Source organism: Amycolatopsis nalaikhensis (genome assembly GCF_030264295.1).
Lineage (GTDB): Bacteria > Actinomycetota > Actinomycetes > Mycobacteriales > Pseudonocardiaceae > Amycolatopsis > Amycolatopsis nalaikhensis.
Window position 1 is genome coordinate 6,099,950 of sequence record NZ_CP127173.1, and the last position, 16,007, is coordinate 6,115,956.

General features: G+C 71.1%; 16 protein-coding genes, 1 pseudogene and 1 riboswitch. Of the genes and pseudogenes, 8 read left to right on the plus strand and 9 right to left on the minus strand.

Translation table 11 applies throughout. The annotated features are described in order from the left end of the window. Positions 1-2: 2 nt before the first annotated feature. Positions 3-1,268, minus strand: coding sequence for a threonine synthase (thrC, locus tag QP939_RS29800; protein WP_285449503.1), 1,266 nt, complete (start codon positions 1,266-1,268; stop codon positions 3-5). A gap of 13 nt (positions 1,269-1,281) precedes the next feature. Next, a riboswitch (SAM riboswitch) is annotated at positions 1,282-1,415 on the minus strand. A 146-nt stretch (positions 1,416-1,561) separates the two neighbouring features. On the opposite strand from thrC, the gene holA reads away from it, so the two are divergent. Then, positions 1,562-2,542, plus strand: coding sequence for a DNA polymerase III subunit delta (gene holA / locus QP939_RS29805; protein ID WP_285449504.1), 981 nt, complete (start codon positions 1,562-1,564; stop codon positions 2,540-2,542). Positions 2,543-2,797: 255 nt separating this feature from the next. On the opposite strand, the gene rpsT is transcribed toward holA, so the two are convergent. Next, complete coding sequence (rpsT, locus tag QP939_RS29810; protein WP_013228460.1) at positions 2,798-3,058, minus strand: 30S ribosomal protein S20; 261 nt, start codon at positions 3,056-3,058, stop codon at positions 2,798-2,800. A gap of 332 nt (positions 3,059-3,390) precedes the next feature. On the opposite strand from rpsT, the gene QP939_RS29815 reads away from it, so the two are divergent. Next, positions 3,391-4,254 carry a DMT family transporter gene (locus tag QP939_RS29815; protein ID WP_285449505.1) on the plus strand — a complete coding sequence of 288 codons (864 nt, stop codon included), beginning with the start codon at positions 3,391-3,393 and terminating at the stop codon, positions 4,252-4,254. A gap of 23 nt (positions 4,255-4,277) precedes the next feature. Beyond that, complete coding sequence (locus QP939_RS29820) at positions 4,278-4,652, plus strand: VOC family protein (RefSeq protein ID WP_285449506.1); 375 nt, start codon at positions 4,278-4,280, stop codon at positions 4,650-4,652. On the opposite strand, the gene QP939_RS29825 is transcribed toward QP939_RS29820, so the two are convergent. Then, entirely contained in the window at positions 4,649-5,269 is a 621-nt protein-coding gene (locus QP939_RS29825; protein WP_285449507.1) for a class I SAM-dependent methyltransferase, read from the minus strand. The genes QP939_RS29820 and QP939_RS29825 overlap by 4 nt on opposite strands. A gap of 115 nt (positions 5,270-5,384) precedes the next feature. Here QP939_RS29825 and lepA point away from each other — a divergent pair. Continuing rightward, positions 5,385-7,224 (plus strand): annotated as a pseudogene (gene lepA / locus QP939_RS29830) (translation elongation factor 4). A 132-nt stretch (positions 7,225-7,356) separates the two neighbouring features. Next, on the plus strand, positions 7,357-7,926 hold the full coding sequence (locus QP939_RS29835) for a Uma2 family endonuclease (RefSeq protein ID WP_285449508.1): 570 nt from the start codon (positions 7,357-7,359) through the stop codon (positions 7,924-7,926). Between the two features lie 7 nt (positions 7,927-7,933). Here the strand turns inward: QP939_RS29835 and QP939_RS29840 are convergent, their stop codons facing one another. From QP939_RS29840 to QP939_RS29855, 4 genes are all read right to left on the minus strand, one after another. After that, positions 7,934-8,509, minus strand: coding sequence for a PH domain-containing protein (locus QP939_RS29840; protein ID WP_285449509.1), 576 nt, complete (start codon positions 8,507-8,509; stop codon positions 7,934-7,936). 20 nt (positions 8,510-8,529) lie between these two features. Then, positions 8,530-8,976, minus strand: coding sequence for a pyridoxamine 5'-phosphate oxidase family protein (locus tag QP939_RS29845; protein WP_285449510.1), 447 nt, complete (start codon positions 8,974-8,976; stop codon positions 8,530-8,532). Positions 8,977-9,016: 40 nt separating this feature from the next. Continuing rightward, positions 9,017-9,187 carry a hypothetical protein gene (locus tag QP939_RS29850; protein WP_285449511.1) on the minus strand — a complete coding sequence of 57 codons (171 nt, stop codon included), beginning with the start codon at positions 9,185-9,187 and terminating at the stop codon, positions 9,017-9,019. Between the two features lie 299 nt (positions 9,188-9,486). Continuing rightward, positions 9,487-11,259, minus strand: a complete 1,773-nt coding sequence (locus tag QP939_RS29855; RefSeq protein WP_285449512.1) for a beta-N-acetylhexosaminidase — start codon at positions 11,257-11,259, stop codon at positions 9,487-9,489. Between the two features lie 107 nt (positions 11,260-11,366). Here QP939_RS29855 and QP939_RS29860 point away from each other — a divergent pair, with 107 nt between their 5' ends. From QP939_RS29860 to QP939_RS29870, 3 genes are read left to right on the plus strand one after another with little or no spacing between them, the layout of a single operon-like run. After that, complete coding sequence (locus QP939_RS29860; protein ID WP_285449513.1) at positions 11,367-11,876, plus strand: MarR family winged helix-turn-helix transcriptional regulator; 510 nt, start codon at positions 11,367-11,369, stop codon at positions 11,874-11,876. A 50-nt stretch (positions 11,877-11,926) separates the two neighbouring features. Continuing rightward, entirely contained in the window at positions 11,927-12,283 is a 357-nt protein-coding gene (locus QP939_RS29865) for a nuclear transport factor 2 family protein (RefSeq protein ID WP_285449514.1), read from the plus strand. 16 nt (positions 12,284-12,299) lie between these two features. Further along, the gene (locus QP939_RS29870; protein ID WP_285449515.1) at positions 12,300-13,349 is read left to right on the plus strand and encodes an NAD(P)H-dependent flavin oxidoreductase; all 1,050 of its coding nucleotides are present in this window, start codon (positions 12,300-12,302) and stop codon (positions 13,347-13,349) included. On the opposite strand, the gene QP939_RS29875 is transcribed toward QP939_RS29870, so the two are convergent. Next, positions 13,346-14,782, minus strand: a complete 1,437-nt coding sequence (locus QP939_RS29875) for an amino acid permease (RefSeq protein ID WP_285449516.1) — start codon at positions 14,780-14,782, stop codon at positions 13,346-13,348. The two genes, QP939_RS29870 and QP939_RS29875, sit on opposite strands and share 4 nt — an antisense overlap. 93 nt (positions 14,783-14,875) lie before the next feature. After that, complete coding sequence (locus tag QP939_RS29880; RefSeq protein WP_285449517.1) at positions 14,876-15,919, minus strand: alpha/beta hydrolase; 1,044 nt, start codon at positions 15,917-15,919, stop codon at positions 14,876-14,878. Positions 15,920-16,007 lie beyond the last annotated feature (88 nt).

Here is a 16,007-nt window from a genome sequence, read left to right on the forward strand (position 1 = left end):
CGTCAGTAGCCCAGCGCCTCGTTCACCGCGGCGGCCGAGGGCGGCACGGTCGCCTTCGGGCCGATGTGGTTCTCGACCGCGTCGAGGGTCTTGAGGCCGTCGCCGGTGATCAGGAGGACCGTCTCGGCGTCCGGGTCGAGCTTGCCCGTCTCCACCAGCTTCTTCGCCGTGGCCACGGTGACCCCGCCAGCCGTCTCGGTGAAGATGCCTTCGGTGCGGGCCAGCAGGCGGATGCCTTCGACGACCTCTTCGTCGGTGACGTCCTCGATCGCGCCGCCGGTGCGGTTGACGATGTCGAGCACGTACGGGCCGTCGGCCGGGTTGCCGATCGCCAGCGAGCGGGCGATCGTGTCCGGCTTCACCGGCTGGACCACGTCCTGGCCCGCGCGGAACGCGGCCGACACCGGCGAGCAACCGGTGGCCTGCGCGCCGAACACCTTGTACGGGCTGGCTTCCACGAGCCCGAGCTGGCCCAGCTCGCGGAAACCCTTGTCCACCTTCGTCAACTGCGAACCGGAGGCGATCGGCACGACGATCTGCGGCGGGATGCGCCAGCCCAACTGCTCGGCGACCTCGAAGGCGAGCGTCTTCGAGCCTTCCGAGTAGTACGGCCGGACGTTCACGTTCACGAACGCCCACTTCGGGTGCTCGCCCGCAAGCTCGGTGGCGAGGCGGTTGACGTCGTCGTAGTTGCCGTCGACGGCGATGAGGTCGCCGTCGTACACCGCGGTGGTGAGGATCTTGGCGCGCTCGAGGGTCTTCGGGATCAGCACGACCGACCGCCAGCCCGCGCGGGCCGCTGCGGCGGCCGTCGCGTTGGCCAGGTTGCCGGTCGACGGACATGCGAGCACCTCGAACCCGAACTCGCGCGCCGCGGCCAGCGCGACGGCGACGACGCGGTCCTTGAAGGAGTGCGTCGGGTTGCCCGTGTCGTCCTTGACCCAGACGCGCTTGAGGCCGAGCTCCTTGGCGAGGCGGTCGGCGCGCACCAGGCGGGTCGCGCCCGGCTCGGTGTTCGGGATTTCCTCCACGTTGGACGGAACCGGGAGGAGCTTCTTGTAGCGCCAGATGTTCTTCGGGCCGGCCTCGATGTCTTCGCGGCGGACGCGACCGAAGTCGTAGGCGACCTCGAGCGGCGAAAAGTCTTCGGCGGAGACGAACTCGGGGGCGAGCGGCTGCCGGTGACCCTCTTCCTTCGACACCAGTTCGACGGCGGGACCCAGGTCCGGGGTCTTCGTGGTGGAGGTCGTGCCGAGGGTTGCGGTCATCGCGAGGTTCCTTTCCTCATCTGCCCCGCCGAAGCGGGCCGGAATTGGCACCGTGGTCGTCAGCTACCCCGCGATCGCGGGATGACGGGCTGTACGCCGGTTGCCGGGGCTTCGTCGGGCCGTTCCCTCTGCCCCTCTGGATGAGCGGTATTCGGTTGTCGGCGCGCGCACGCCGGATGATCCGGGGCGGCTGCCTCGGCTACACCGTACGACATGGCGCTCACGCCGTGCCATGGTGCCCGGCCGACATCACCGGAGCGGGCGCACGGGCGAGCAAGTGAGAAGATTCCCCCGTGACCGCGCAAGCCACCGCCCCGGCCCCCCTGCACCTGGTGCTCGGCGAGGAAGAACTGCTGATCGAGCGGGCCGTCCGCGAGACGCTCGCCGCCGCCCGCGCGATGGACGCCACGGCCGAGCTGACCCGCGTCCGGGTGTCGGATCTCACAGCGCCTGAGCTGGCCGAGCTGGTGAGCCCGTCGCTGTTCAGCGAGGGCCGCGTGATCGTCCTCGAGTCGGCGCAGGACATCTCACAGGAGCTGGCCGACGCCGTCGCGGCGTACCTGAAGGACCCGGCGGACGGGGTGGTGCTGGTCGTCGTGCACACCGGCGGCGGCCGCAGCAAGGCGGGCAAGTCGCTCCCGGCGGCGCTGAAGAAGGCCGGCGCCGAGGTGACGGAGTGCCCGAAGCTGACCAAGCCGGCCGAGCGCGAGCAGTTCGTGCGCCACGAGGTGCGCCGCGCGGGTGGCAAGATCGACCCGGCGGGCGTCGCGGCGCTGATCGACGCCGTGGGGTCCGACCTGCGGGAACTCTCGTCCGCGGCGAGCCAGCTGGTGGCCGACACGGGCGGCACGGTCGACGCCGACGCGGTCCGCCGCTACCACCGCGGCCGAGCGGACGTGACCGGCTTCGCGGTGGCGGAGAAGGCGGTGAGCGGCGACCGCGCGGCGGCGCTGGAGTCGTTGCGCTGGGCGATGCAGCTGGGGGTCCCGCACGTGCTGGTGGCCGACGCGCTGGCGGACGCGGTCCGCACGATCGCGCGGGTGTCCGGCGCGGGCCGCGGCAACCCGAACCAGATGGCGGGCGAGCTGGGGATGCCGCCGTGGAAGGTCCGCAAGGCCCAGGGCCAGTCCCGCGGCTGGAACCCGGACGGCCTCGCCACGGCGATGCGGGTGGTCGCCCGCCTGAACGCGGAGGTCAAGGGCGTGGCGGCGGACCCGGGCTACGCGCTGGAGCGCGCGGTCCTGGAGGTGGCCGCCGCCAAGGGCGACCGCTGACCGGAAGACCACGGCCGAGCGAGCTGGCGGCGGCCAAGGGCGACCGCTGACCAGAAGCCGCGGCCGAGCGAGCTGGCGGCGGCAGGCGGTCGCGGGCCCGGCGCGATGGTGGCTCGCGAGTGGCGGCGACCGCCGACCTGCGGCGGTCGAGGGCTCAAGCTGATCCGGCGGGCGCCGTGGCGACCTCACACAGCCCGCCGACCCCGGACACGAAGAAAGCCCCGGCCGAAGCCGGGGCCTTCCCAAAGCTCAACCTCAGAGCGCGTTGACCCGCTTCGCCAGCGCCGACTTCTTGTTGGCGGCCTGGTTGGCGTGGATGACGCCCTTCGAGACGGCCTTGTCCAGCTTCTGGGCGGCGTCGCGCTGCAGCTCGACGGCCTTGGCCTTGTCGCCGGCCTCGGCGGCTTCGCGGACCTTGCGGATCGCGGTCTTCACCGAGGACCGGATCGCCTGGTTGCGCTGACGCGCCTTCTCGTTCGTCGTGATGCGCTTGATCTGCGACTTGATGTTGGCCATGAGGCAACTCCTGTTTCACTCGGTGAGATTCGCCGCCGCGCTGAAGTGGCACCGCTCTTGACGAGCAGTTTTCCTCCATGACGGAATGCCGCACGGGCAGCGAGCGACCACTTTAACAGCCAGGCCGACGGCGACCGGCACCGGGAGTACCGTGGACGTCGGTAGTGCCTAGGGTTCCGTCGCCGGTCCGCGCGGCCCGCTCCACACAACCAGGACCGGTGGGCCTGGTCCGAGCGGCACCGTCGGCGGGTCCGGACGACCTGTCGTTCATCTGACGGGGCAAAAGCCTGGAGGACCCGGTTTTCGCGCGCGCGAAAACCCGAAGGGGTCCCGTGAACGCCACCGCACTCTCCCTCGTCCTCGTCGCCGCCGTCGTGCACGCCGCCTGGAACCTCGCCGCCAAGCGGGTCTCCTCCGGGGGCACCCAGTTCGTCTGGCTCTACTACACCGCCTCCGCCGTCCTCCTCCTGCCGGTCACGGTCGTGCTGCTCCTGATCGAGCCTGTCCGTCCACAGTGGAGCTGGTTGCTGGCCGCCGTGGTCACCTCGATCCTGCACATCGCCTACGGCGTCGTGCTGCAGCGCGGGTACCGCGTCGGGGACCTGTCCGTCGTCTACCCCGTCGCCCGCGGCACCGGGCCGCTGCTGTCCGTGCTGGCCGCCGTCCTCGTGCTCGGCGAACGGCCCGGCCCGCTCGGCCTGGTCGGGGCGTTCCTCGTCGTCGCCGGGGTGCTGGTGATCAGCACCGGCCGCACGGCGGCCGACCCCCACGCGGTGAAAGCCGGGATCGTCTACGGCCTGCTGACCGGGGCCGTCATCGCCGGGTACACGCTCTGGGACGCGCACTCCGTCACCGGCATCGGCGTGCCGCCGCTCGTCTACTTCGGCCTCGGGTCGATCCTGCAGAGCCTGATGCTCGTGCCCGGCGCCTTGGCCGACCGCGGCGAGGTCAAGCGGCTCTGGCGGGAACAGCGCCGCGAAGTGCTGCTCGTCGCCGTGCTGTCGCCGATCGCCTACATCCTCGTGCTGTACGCCCTCACCATGGCGCCGGTCAGCCTGGTCGCGCCCGCGCGGGAGCTGAGTATCGTCCTCGGCGGCCTCGCCGCGTGGCTCGTGCTCGGCGAGAGCGACGCCGTCCGGCGGCTGGCCGGCTCCGTGATCGTGCTGTCCGGGATCGCCGCGATTGCGGCCGCCTGAGCGCGTCGGGTAGGGATGGTCGGATGGAAGTCCTGAAGAGCAGGCTGCTGATCCGCCCGCGCGACCTCGACGCGGCCACCGCGTTCTACCGCGACACGCTCGGCCTGGCCGTCGAGCGCGAGTTTCCCGGCGGCACCGTGTTCTTCCTCGGGCACGGCTCCCTGGAGGTCTCCGGGCAGGGAGACGCCCCCTCGTCACCCGATCTGGTGCTCTGGCTGCAGGTCCGGGACCTGGCCGGCACTCTCGCGGAGCTGAAGGCCAAGGGCCTGGCACCGGTCCGGGACGCCCAGCGGATGCCGTGGGGCCTCGACGAGGCCTGGATCGCCGACCCGGACGGCACGCGGATCGTGCTGGTCGAGGTGCCCGAGGGCCACCCGATCCGGACGGACACCCGCTAGGCGGGCTTGACGGCGCGCAGCTGCGCGGCGAGCGCGGCGAACCCCGGCGGCTCCCAGGTCCAGGTCTGCAGGTCGGCGAAGCCGGCCGCCGCGGCTTCGTCGGCCAGGACGTGCCTGCTCACGGGCAGCCACTTCTCGTGCGCGGACAGCAGCAGCCGCCCGCCCGGGCGCAGCACCCGGAACAGCTCGGCGAACCCGGCCGCGCGGTCGTCCCAGAGCATGACGTTGTTCACGGTCAGGACGGCGTCCACCGACTCGTCCGGCTGGCCGGTGCTCGCCGCCGACCCTTCGCGCAGCTCGGCGCGGTCGCCGCAGCGCTCGTGGCACAGCGCGAGCATCTCGGGGGACGGGTCGACGCCGATGGCGCGCCCGGCCAGGCGGGCGGCGGCGTCCAGGCCCACGCCGGGGCCCGGTCCGACGACCAGGACGGTCTCGTCGGGCTCGATCTTCGCCAGGTCGACGACGCGGTGTTCGGTGGCGGCGTTGCCCCGCGCCATCACCCAGCCGCCGAGGCGGCCGAGCGGGCCGGAGGGGTGACCGAACGCACGGTCGAGAACGCGGGCGAAGCCGCTGGTCTCCGGCTGGGGAGGGGGTGCCGGCTGGTGCGGAGTGCTCATACTTCGAGGGCACCACGGATCGCGAAACCCCGCATCGGGGATGACCCCCACCCGCACCCGGAGGGCCATGGGAACATAGAGGTGGCCATCCCCGACTTTCCGAGGACTCATTCGAGTGACGACGTTCGCCGACACCACCTTCACGCCTCCGGAAGCTCATCCGGAACTTCTGCATCATCGCGCACATCGACCACGGCAAGTCCACCCTGGCCGACCGCATGCTGCAGCTCACCGGCGTCGTGGAAGAGCGGGCCATGCGCGCTCAGTACCTCGACCGGATGGACATCGAGCGCGAGCGCGGCATCACGATCAAGGCGCAGAACGTCCGGCTGCCCTGGCAGGTGGACGGCCAGGACCACGTCCTGCACATGATCGACACGCCCGGCCACGTCGACTTCACCTACGAGGTCTCGCGGGCCCTGGAGGCGTGCGAAGGCGCGATCCTGCTGGTCGACGCCGCGCAGGGGATCGAGGCCCAGACGCTGGCCAACCTGTACCTGGCGCTGGAGAACAACCTCCAGATCATCCCGGTGCTCAACAAGATCGACCTGCCCTCGGCCGACCCGGACAAGTACGCGGGTGAGCTGGCCCACATCATCGGCTGCGAGCCCGAGGAGGTCCTGCGGGTCTCGGCCAAGACCGGCATGGGCGTCGGCGACCTGCTCGACGCCGTCGTGAAGCAGGTCCCGGCCCCGCAGGGCGACGCCGACGCGCCGGCCCGCGCGATGATCTTCGACTCGGTCTACGACACCTACCGCGGCGTCGTCACCTACATCCGGGTCGTCGACGGCAAGATCACGCCGCGCGAAAAGATCAAGATGATGTCCACCGGGGCGACGCACGAGCTCCTCGAGGTCGGGATCATCTCGCCGGAACCCAAGCCCAGCAAGGGCCTCGGCGTCGGCGAGGTCGGCTACCTGATCACCGGAGTGAAGGACGTCCGGCAGTCCAAGGTCGGCGACACCGTGACGTCGGAGCGCCACGGCGCCAAGGAAGCGCTGGCGGGCTACCGCGAACCGAAGCCGATGGTCTACTCGGGCCTGTACCCGGTGGACGGTTCCGACTACCCCGAGCTGCGCGAGGCGCTGGACAAGCTCCAGCTCAACGACGCCGCGCTCGACTACGAGCCGGAGACGTCGGTGGCGCTGGGCTTCGGCTTCCGCTGCGGCTTCCTCGGCCTGCTGCACCTGGAGATCACGCGCGACCGGCTCGAGCGCGAGTTCGGCCTCGACCTGATCTCGACGGCGCCGAACGTCATCTACCGGGTGGTGCTCGAGGACCGCAGCGAGGTCGTCGTGACCAACCCGTCGGACTGGCCGACCGGGCTGAAGATCGCCGAGGTGCACGAGCCGGTGTCGAAGGTGAGCATCCTCGCGCCGTCGGAGTTCGTCGGCACGATCATGGAGCTGTGCCAGACCAAGCGCGGCACCCTGCTCGGCATGGACTACCTGTCCGAGGACCGCGTCGAACTCCGCTACAACATCCCGCTGGCCGAAATCATCTTCGATTTCTTCGACACGCTGAAGTCGCGTACGCGCGGTTACGCGTCTCTCGATTACGAAGAGGCGGGCGAGCAGATCGCGGACCTCGTCAAGGTGGACATCCTGCTGCAGGGCGAAACCGTCGACGCGTTTTCGGCGATCGTGCACAAGGACGCGGCGTACGGCTACGGCAACCGGATGGCGACGCGGCTGCGCGAGCTGATCCCGCGGCAGCAGTTCGAGGTGCCGATCCAGGCGGCGGTCGGGTCGCGGATCATCGCCCGCGAAACGATCCGCGCGATCCGCAAGGACGTGCTCGCCAAGTGCTACGGCGGTGACATCTCGCGGAAGCGGAAGCTGCTGGAGAAGCAGAAGGAAGGCAAGAAGCGGATGAAGACCGTGGGCCGGGTCGAGGTTCCGCAGGAGGCCTTCGTCGCCGCACTGTCCACTGAGGACTCCGGGAAGAAGAAGTAACTGTTCTCCTGATGTGACACCGGCGCCCATATTCACGCCACCTGGTGAATATGGGCGCCGAACCCGCGTTCGATGCGGTTTCTGTCGGTGGTGTCTGCTTCGCTCTGGTGCGAAGAGCGAAAGGAGAGCACCATGACGGTCATGGCAGACATCGAGCATCCCGCCGATTCGGGCCCCCTGTCGGTGCACGACCTCGAGGGGATGCCGGACGATGGCCGACGCCGCGAACTCGTCGACGGGGTGCTCATCGTGAGCCCTGCGCCGGGACGAAGACATCAGGAGATCGTGGTCAGACTCTGGCGAGTCCTCGACGACGTGTGCCCGCTTGAGTACCACGTACTCGTCGCGCCGTTCGCGGTGCACTCGGGCGAAGATACGGAGCTGCAGCCGGACGTCTTGGTCGGCCGCGACGAAGATTTCACGGAGAAGGACCTCCCGGCCCCGCCGGTCCTGGCCGTCGAAGTGCTGTCGCCGAGCACCGCGATCTACGACCTGAACCTCAAGAAGGCGGTCTACGAGCGGCTGTGCACCGGCAGCTACTGGGTGGTCGATCCGGAGGATCCCGCGGTGACCGTGTTCGAGCTGGACGAGGACGGGACCTACCAGCAGGTGGCCAAGGCGGCGGGTGACGAGGTCCTCGCGGTCGAGCGGCCGTTCCCGGTGCGGCTCGTGCCACGAGAGCTGCTGGGCCGCCTGGGCTGAGGGCCGCTCAGCGGATGCGGGGCGTGTCGCGGAGCTGGGCGTGCAGCTGCCGGTGGCGCAGCTCCTTGCGGAGCCGCTCGATCACGGCGTTGAAGAGGGCCGGTTCGAGGATCGCGGTCTGCTCGAACTGCCGTCGTTGCGGCGGTGCCGGGGTGAGGCGGCCTCGCGGGGCGTAGCACTGCACGGAGCTTTCGACGCCACCGCCGGTGACCAGGTCGAGCCAGATGGCGTCGCGCAGGTAGCCGTCGCCGAAGCGGGCGGACCGGCGCGCGTTCACATCGGCGATCTGGGACCACGGCACGACGCGGGTGCTGAGGGTGCCCGCGGGCAGGCGGATGCCTTCGTCGCCGATGGTGAGGTCCTGGAGGCTCGCGAAGCCGCGTTTGAGCATGCGCGCGCGGGACGCGCGGTAGCCGACGATGGCGACGAGGATGGTCGCCGCGTAGGCGCCGCCGATCAGCCACGGCGACAGGCCGCGTACCAGCCCGAGGGCCAGTGCCGCGCCGAACGCGGCGTCGACGGCGAGCAGCACGCCGATCAGGACCTTGACCGGCGTGGTGACGGGGATCGGGGTCTGGGACAACGGGACGGCTCCTCGCGGGGTCAGGGGTTCCCGATTATGCGGTCCGCCGTCACGAACACCGCGACCCGGCGCTCTTCGGCCATGACGCGGTCGTACTCGGCCCAGTCGTCGTGCGTGCCGGTGGCGGCGATGAAGACGTCGCGCAGCAGCTTCGGCAGGCCCGCGGGATCGAAAGCGGGGTCGGGGTCGTCCGGTCCGATGAGGTGGGTGGAGCCGGTGACGGAGACCCAGTTCCAGCCGCGGCGGAAGGTCACGGTGGCGTGCCCGGCCCGCCGCAGCAGCGCGAGCTTGTGCGCCTTCCCGACGGCGACGTACGCGACGCCGGGGGCGCCGGTCACCGGGTCTTCGAGGACGCCGGCGTTGACGACGGAGGAGTGCACGGTGCCGTCGGCGCGCGTCGTGGCGACCGTGGCGAGGCCGTGCTCCTGCAGCGACAGCGTGCGAACCTGCTCCAGATCAACGGTCATGCCCCAACCTAACCCGCGCGGCGAGCCCGGTGTTCCGGTTTCACCGGGTGAAGTGCCGGGCCAACCGTCCGCACAGGGCGGTGACGTCGTGCCGCGGGGCACCGGGCCAGTCGACGTCCAGCCAGCCGAGCTCGCCGGGCGTGCCCCGGTGCCGGACGAAGACGTGCTGGTGGAAGTGCGCGACCGACCGCCCGGCCACGGCGGAGTGCACGGACTCCGGATCGAAGCTCGGCCCGCAGGGCCCGGGCCGCGACCCACGCTGCCCGCGCGACGGCCGCGACCTCGGGCTCGGTGAGCTCGTCGAGGCTCGCGACGTGCCGCCGGGTCTCGACGAAGAGGTAGCCGGGGAAGGGGCCGGGCCGGTGCGTGACGACGACGAGCTCACCGGACCAGACCGGCGGGCTCGCGAGCGGGCCGCCACCCCGGGTGCTTGGCGCAGATCGGGCACGCGTCCGGCATGCCCGCACCCTAGCGCCCGGGATGGCGGCCTCGGGCTTCCTGCCGAGGGCCTCAGCAGGCGCCGTTGTCGGTCCACACTCCCCACTGGCCCGTCGTGCCCGGCTCCTCGCCCTGCGTCCACCACTTCGCCGTCCACTTGTGGCCGTTGTGCGACACCACGTTCCCGCCCGTGTACACCTGCGACGCGCTCCACGCCGGGTCCGCGCACGTGCCCGGGTTCGTCGTGCCGCCCGTGTCCCACGCGACCTGCGAAGACCGGTAGAAGTTGATCGACTGCGCCACCCAGCGCGGGGCCTGCGCGCCCAGGCGGGTGCGGAACGCCGTCCAGTCGTGCGTCGACCACGGGGACCAGCCCAGCTCCGCGTGTGCGGCGAGGCGAGGGAACGCGAGGTAGTCGATGTCGGCCGGGGTGACCACCGTTTCCGTCCACAGCGGGGACTCCACGCCGCGGACCGCGGACTCGCCGACGCCCGACAGGTACGCGCCCGGGTTCCAGTTGTACGCGTCCTGGACCTCGATGTAGCCCGCCCACGACAGGCCGATCGGCGTCGAGCTGTTGTACTTCATGTCGAGGTACGCCTTGTTCGCCGGCGACAGGATCACCTTGCTGCCGCGGGAAACCGCCGTCGACACGCCCGAGTCCGACGTCGTCGTGCCCCAGAACTGCGGACTCGCCGACGCGGGCAGCGTTGCCTTCGCGATGTCGTGCCAGCCCACCACCGACTTGCCCGTCGCCGCCACCAGGGGCAGGACCTTGTTCATGAACGTCAGGTAGTCGGCCTGGGACGTCGCCGAGGCCTCGTCGCCGCCGATGTGCAGGTACGGGCCGGGCGTCAGGGCCGCCAGCTCGCGCAGGACGTCCGCGACGAACGTGTACGTGATGTCCTTCGAGATGCACAGCGAGCTGTAGCCGACCGCCGTGTCCGTGCGCAGCGCGGGCGCGACGCCGTTGCAGTTCAGCTCCGCGTAGGACGCCAGAGCCGCGTTCACGTGCCCCGGCATGTCGATCTCCGGGATGATCGTGATGTGCCGCGAGGCCGCGTAGTTCACGATGTCGGTGTACTGCGCCTTCGTGTAGTAGCCGCCCGCGCCGCCGCCGACCTGGGTGCTGCCGCCGTAGGTCGCCAGGCGGGGCCAGCTGTCGATCTGAATCCGCCAGCCCTGGTCGTCGGCCAGGTGCAGGTGCAGGTGGTTGATCTTGTACTGGGCGAGCTGGTCGAGGTACCGCTTGACCGTCGACACCGGGTGGAAGTGCCGGGCGACGTCGAGCATCGCACCGCGGTAGCCGAACCGGGGGTAGTCGAGGATCGTCGCGCCCGGCACGCTCCACGGCCCGGCCTGCGCCGTCAGGCTCTCGACCTTGCCCGGCAGCAGCTGCCGCAACGTCTGGACGCCGGCGAAGAGCCCGTCGGCGGTGGTGGCCCGCAGCGTGACCGACGACGCCGTCGACTCCAGCTGGTAGCCCTGCGCGCCCACCGAGGCGGGCGCACCGCTGAGCAACAGCGCGATGCTGTCGGACGGCACCGACGCCGGCGCGTCGGACACCGGCAGCGCGTAGCCGGTCGAGGGGCGCAGCACCCCGGCGAGGTAGTCGCCGACCTGCCGGGCCGGCGCCGAACCGGCTTCGGTGACGATCTTCGTCGTAGACGCCAGCGGGAACGCGACCCCGGCCGACGGCGTCACCGACACCGGGACCGGCACGATCGACTGCAACGCCGGCGTGGCCGCCGCGGCCGGGCTCAGCTGGGCGGTCGTGGTACTGGCGCCGACCAGGGCCAGCACGGCGAGCGCGCGGCCGAGGCGCCGCGCTCGGGATGTCTTCACCGGGGACCTCCTGGCGGGAAGGGCGCGACTCCGGCGTCGCACCTGCCCGGATCGTCGCACCTCCGCCGACGATGGTCTAGACCAAACTGGGTGGTTAAGCTCGCGCGATGCCGCAGGAGTTCGCACCGGGCTCGCCGTTCGCGCTGCTTTCGCCCGCCGAAACGGCCGCCTGGTACGCGTACATGAAAGTGCACCTCCGCCTGGAGTACGAGCTGAACCGGCAGCTGCGCGCCGACAGCGGCCTTTCGCTCGCCGACTACCACGTGCTGGTCGCGCTGACGAGCGCGCCGGGTGGCCGGCTGCGGGTCACGGATCTGGCGATCCGCATCGGCTGGGAGCGCAGCCGGCTCTCGCACCACCTCAAGCGGATGCGCGAACGCGGCTTGGTCGTGACCGGCGTGAGTCCCGAAGATCGGCGCGCCACCGACGTGGTGTTGTCCGAGGCCGGCTGGGCGGCGTTGCGCCGAGCCGCGCCGGACCACGTCGAATTCGTGCGCAAGGCGTTCCTGGACGCGCTCGGGTCCGGCGAGAAAGCCCAGCTGGCGGACCTGCTGGAGCGGGTCTACGACGCGCTCGTCGAGCACGGCAGCCTGCCGCGGCCGGACGACCACCCCTGACATTTAGGTGACATGTCACGTAATGTGGGGTCGAACCCAGGAGGTGCGACATGGCGACGGTGGCCGAACTGATGCGGGCGAACCTGCTCGAGGTCTTCAACGAACGTGACGACGAGCGGCGCGCGAAGGCGATAGCGGCGACGTACGCGGCCGACGTCGAGTTCGCCGATCCCGAAGGCGTCGCGACCGGGCACGACGAGCTGAACGCCAAGGCGAAGGGGCTCCTGAACCAGTCCCCGGGATTCGTGTTCGCGCCGGACGGCCCGGTGCTGGTCAACCACGACCTGGGGCACCTCGCCTGGCGACTCGGCCCGGAAGGCGCGCCGCCGGTCGTCCGGGGGATCGACGTAGCCCTCGTCAAGGACGGGCTCATCACGAAGCTCTACACGATGTTGCTGCCCGCCTGAGTACTACGCTCAGGGCATGTTCGACGAGCTGACGTTCCCGGTCATCGCCGCGCCCATGGCGGGCGGCCCGACCACCCCGGAGCTGGTCGCCGCGGTGACCGAAGCCGGCGGCTTCGGCTTCCTCTCGGCGGGCATGCTCACCCCTGCGGCGCTGACCGCGCAGATCGAGCGCACCCGCGAGCTGACCGGGCACCCCTTCGGCGTCAACCTCTTCGTCCCGCAGCCGGACACCGGCGCCGACATCACCGCGCACCGCGAGCGGCTCGCGGCCTTCGCGCGCGAGTACGACGTCGAGCCCGGCGAGCCGAAGTGGGACGACGACGCGTACCCGGCGAAGCTGGACGTCGTGCTCGATCAGCGGGTCCCGGTGGCGTCGTTCACCTTCGGCCCGCCGTCGCCGTCGGACGTGCTGCGGCTGAAGGAGGCGGGCACCCAGGTCGTCGTCACCGTGACGACGCCGGAGGCCGCGCAGCGGGCCGCCGAGCTCGGCGCCGACGCGCTCGTGGTGCAGGGTTTCGAGGCCGGCGGGCACCGGAGCCTGTTCACCGACGACGCCGGCCTTCCCGGTGGCGGCCCGGAGTACGGCGTGCTCGCGCTGCTGCGGCTCGTCGCCGCACGCGTCGACCTGCCGCTCATCGCCGCCGGTGGCCTGGTCCACGGCGCGGACGTCGCCGCCGTGCTCGCCGCCGGGGCGACCGCGGCCCAGCTGGGCACGGTCTTCCTGCGCGCCGACGAAGCCGGGACGTCCGAGGCGCATCGCAAGGCCCTGGCTCTCGCCGAACGCGAGACGGCGTTCACCCGCGCCTTCAGCGGACGTCCGGCGCGTGGCCTGGTCAACAAGTTCATGGAGGCGCTGTCCGACGGCGCGCCCGCGGCCTACCCGCAGCTGAACCACCTGGCGGGGCCGATCCGCAAGGCGTCGGCGAAGGCAGGTGACCCGGAGGCGATCTCGCTGTGGGCGGGCCAGACCTACCCGCTCGCCTACGACGCGTCGGCCGCCGTGATCCTCGAGCGGCTGAAGGTCGAGGCGCGCGACGCGGCCGCACGCCTCGACCGGATCCGCTAGGCGTCGGTGCGGTTCAGCACCGAGTGCCGCTTGCTGTACAGGAAGTAGATGATCAGGCCGAGCACGAACCAGACGGCGAACCGCAGCCAGGTCGCCGGCTGCAGGAACGTGATCAGCCAGATCGAGAACACGACGCCGATCGCGGGCACCACCGGCATACCCGGCGTCTTGAACGTGCGCGGCAGGTCGGGCTGCTTGTAGCGCAGCACGATCACCGCGACGCAGACGACGACGAACGCCAGCAGGATGCCGATGTTCGTCAGCTCCGCCGCCTCGCCGATCGGCAGCAGCCCGGCGATGACCGCGGACGCGCCGCCGAGGATCCACGTCATCCGGCTCGGCACCTGCCGCTTCGGGTTCGTCTTGCCCAGCCACGGCGGCAGCAGCCCGTCGCGGCTCATCGAGTAGCCGACGCGGGTGGCACCCATCAGGAACGTGAACAGCACGGTGAGGATGCCGACGATCGCGCCGATCGCGATCACCGTGGCCAGCCCGTCGAGGCCGACCGACTTGAACGCCGTCGAGAAGCCGCTCTTCGGGTCGATCTCGGTGTACTTCTGCATGCCGGTCAGCACCAGGCAGGCCAGCACGTACAGCACCATCGAAATCGCCAGCGAGTAGAGGATCGCCTTCGGCATGTGCCGTTGCGCGTCCTTCGACTCCTCCGCCGCTGTCGACATCGCGTCGTAGCCGAAGACGGCGAAGAACACCGTCGCGGCGCCGGTCACCGCGCCGCCGAAGCCCGCGGGCGCGAACGGCGTGTAGTTGCCGGTCTTGACGTAGAAGAAGCCGACCAGGATGACGACCAGCACGATCAGGACCTTGATCCCGACCATCGCCGTCTCGAACCGGGCGGCGCTGCGGATGCCGCGGTTGAGCAGGAACGCGATCAGCAGGCACAGCAGTGCGGCGAAGAGGTCGACCTTGTGGCCGGGCCCGGTGCCGGGCGCGCCGAGCATCCACGCGGGCAGGTCGAGGCCGATCTGCCCGAGCAGGAAGTTGAAGTAGCCGGAGATGCCGATCGCGACCACCGACACGATCGCGGTGTACTCCAGCAGCAGGTCCCAGCCGATGAACCAGCCGACGACCTCGCCGAGCACCGCGTAGCCGTAGGTGTAGGCCGAACCGGCCTTCGGGATCAGGCCCGCGAACTCGGCGTAGGAGAACGCGGCAGCGGCGCTCGCGACGCCGGCGATGAGGAACGAGATCAGCACGGCCGGGCCGACGCCGGGGATGCCCGCCGCGTCGTCGCCGTGGGCGACACTGCCGGCGAGGGCGAAGATCCCGGCGCCGATGATGCCGCCGATGCCGATGGCGGTCAGCTGCCACAGGCCGAGCGTGCGTTTCAGGCCCCCGGTTTCGCCTGCGTCCTGGATCTGGTCGATCGGCTTGCGCCGGAAGATGCCGGAGCCGGCACCCACTGGAGCGGACATCATCGTCTCCCGAACGTCGCGGTGGACGGGTCCGGATCGCGGACCCAACGGGGGAACCTACCGCCAACTCCGCGCGGCTACAGCGTGAGCGCGTCAGCCCGCCGCGGTGTCCTCGCCCACGGCCTCGGCCGCCGTCGCGACGGCGCGCTTGGCCTGGGTGGTCCGGACCGCGCTCGCCGCGAAGTAGCCGAGCAGCTCGGCGATCTCGACCGGGTCGTCCAGCTGCGGGCAGTGCCCCCAGTCCTCGCGGACCAGCAGCCTGCTGTGCGGCACCAGCGTGTGCAGCTGCCGCCCGGACGCCGCCGTGACGAGCTTGTCCTTGCCGCACGCGACGACCAGCAGCGGCAGCTTCACTGAGTCGAGCCGGTAGGCGTCGGCGAGCTCGGCGACGAGCTGCCGGGCCTGCTCCAGCCGGCTCTTGGTCGCGCGGTAGTCGGGGAAGAGCGCGGTGAAGCGCTGCACCTGCGTCGCGTCGGCGGCACCCGAGTCGGCGTAGAGCAGCCGCGGCACGACCTGTTCGGCGACCTTGCGCACCAGGAAACCCGGCACCGGGACCGGCAGGGACGAGTACAGCCGCAGCGGCAGCGGGTAGCGCGCGACCGTGCGGATCAGCCACGAGTCGACGAACCCGGGCGCGGCGATCGACACGACCCCCGAGATCGGCAGCTTGTCGTTCTGCGCCGCGCGCAGGCTCATGGTGCCGCCGAGGGAGTTGCCGGCCAGCACGACCGAGCCGAGCACGGCCTGTTCACGGACGACGGCGGTGGTGAACGCGTCGAGCTGGGGCAGCATCGGGCCGGGCCGCAGCGGCTGGGCGTCACCGAACCCGGGCAGATCGACCGCGACCGCCGGGATCCCGGCGGCCGCGAGCTGCTCCAGGGCGGGGCGCCAGGTGTCGGCGCTGTCGCAGTAGCCGTGCAGGAGCACAAGGCGCGGGGCGCTGGGCCGGACGTGCGGTGCGGCGGCCCGCCGTCGCAGGGAGCGACGCGGCACCTCCGGCTCGGGGGCGGGGTCGCCGACCTCGAGGACGCGGGTGCGGACGCCGGCGTAGCGCCGGAAGGAGACCCGGATCGGCTCCGGATCGGGGCTGGGCCGGCCGCCCGGTCCAGCCGGTGCGGGCCGCTTCGTCGCGGTCATGACTACAGATTAGCTTGCCAGCATTGGGTTTTGGTCGAACTTCGGTGCTAACGACCCGGTCTCGAACTGAGTACGTCAAAGATTCACC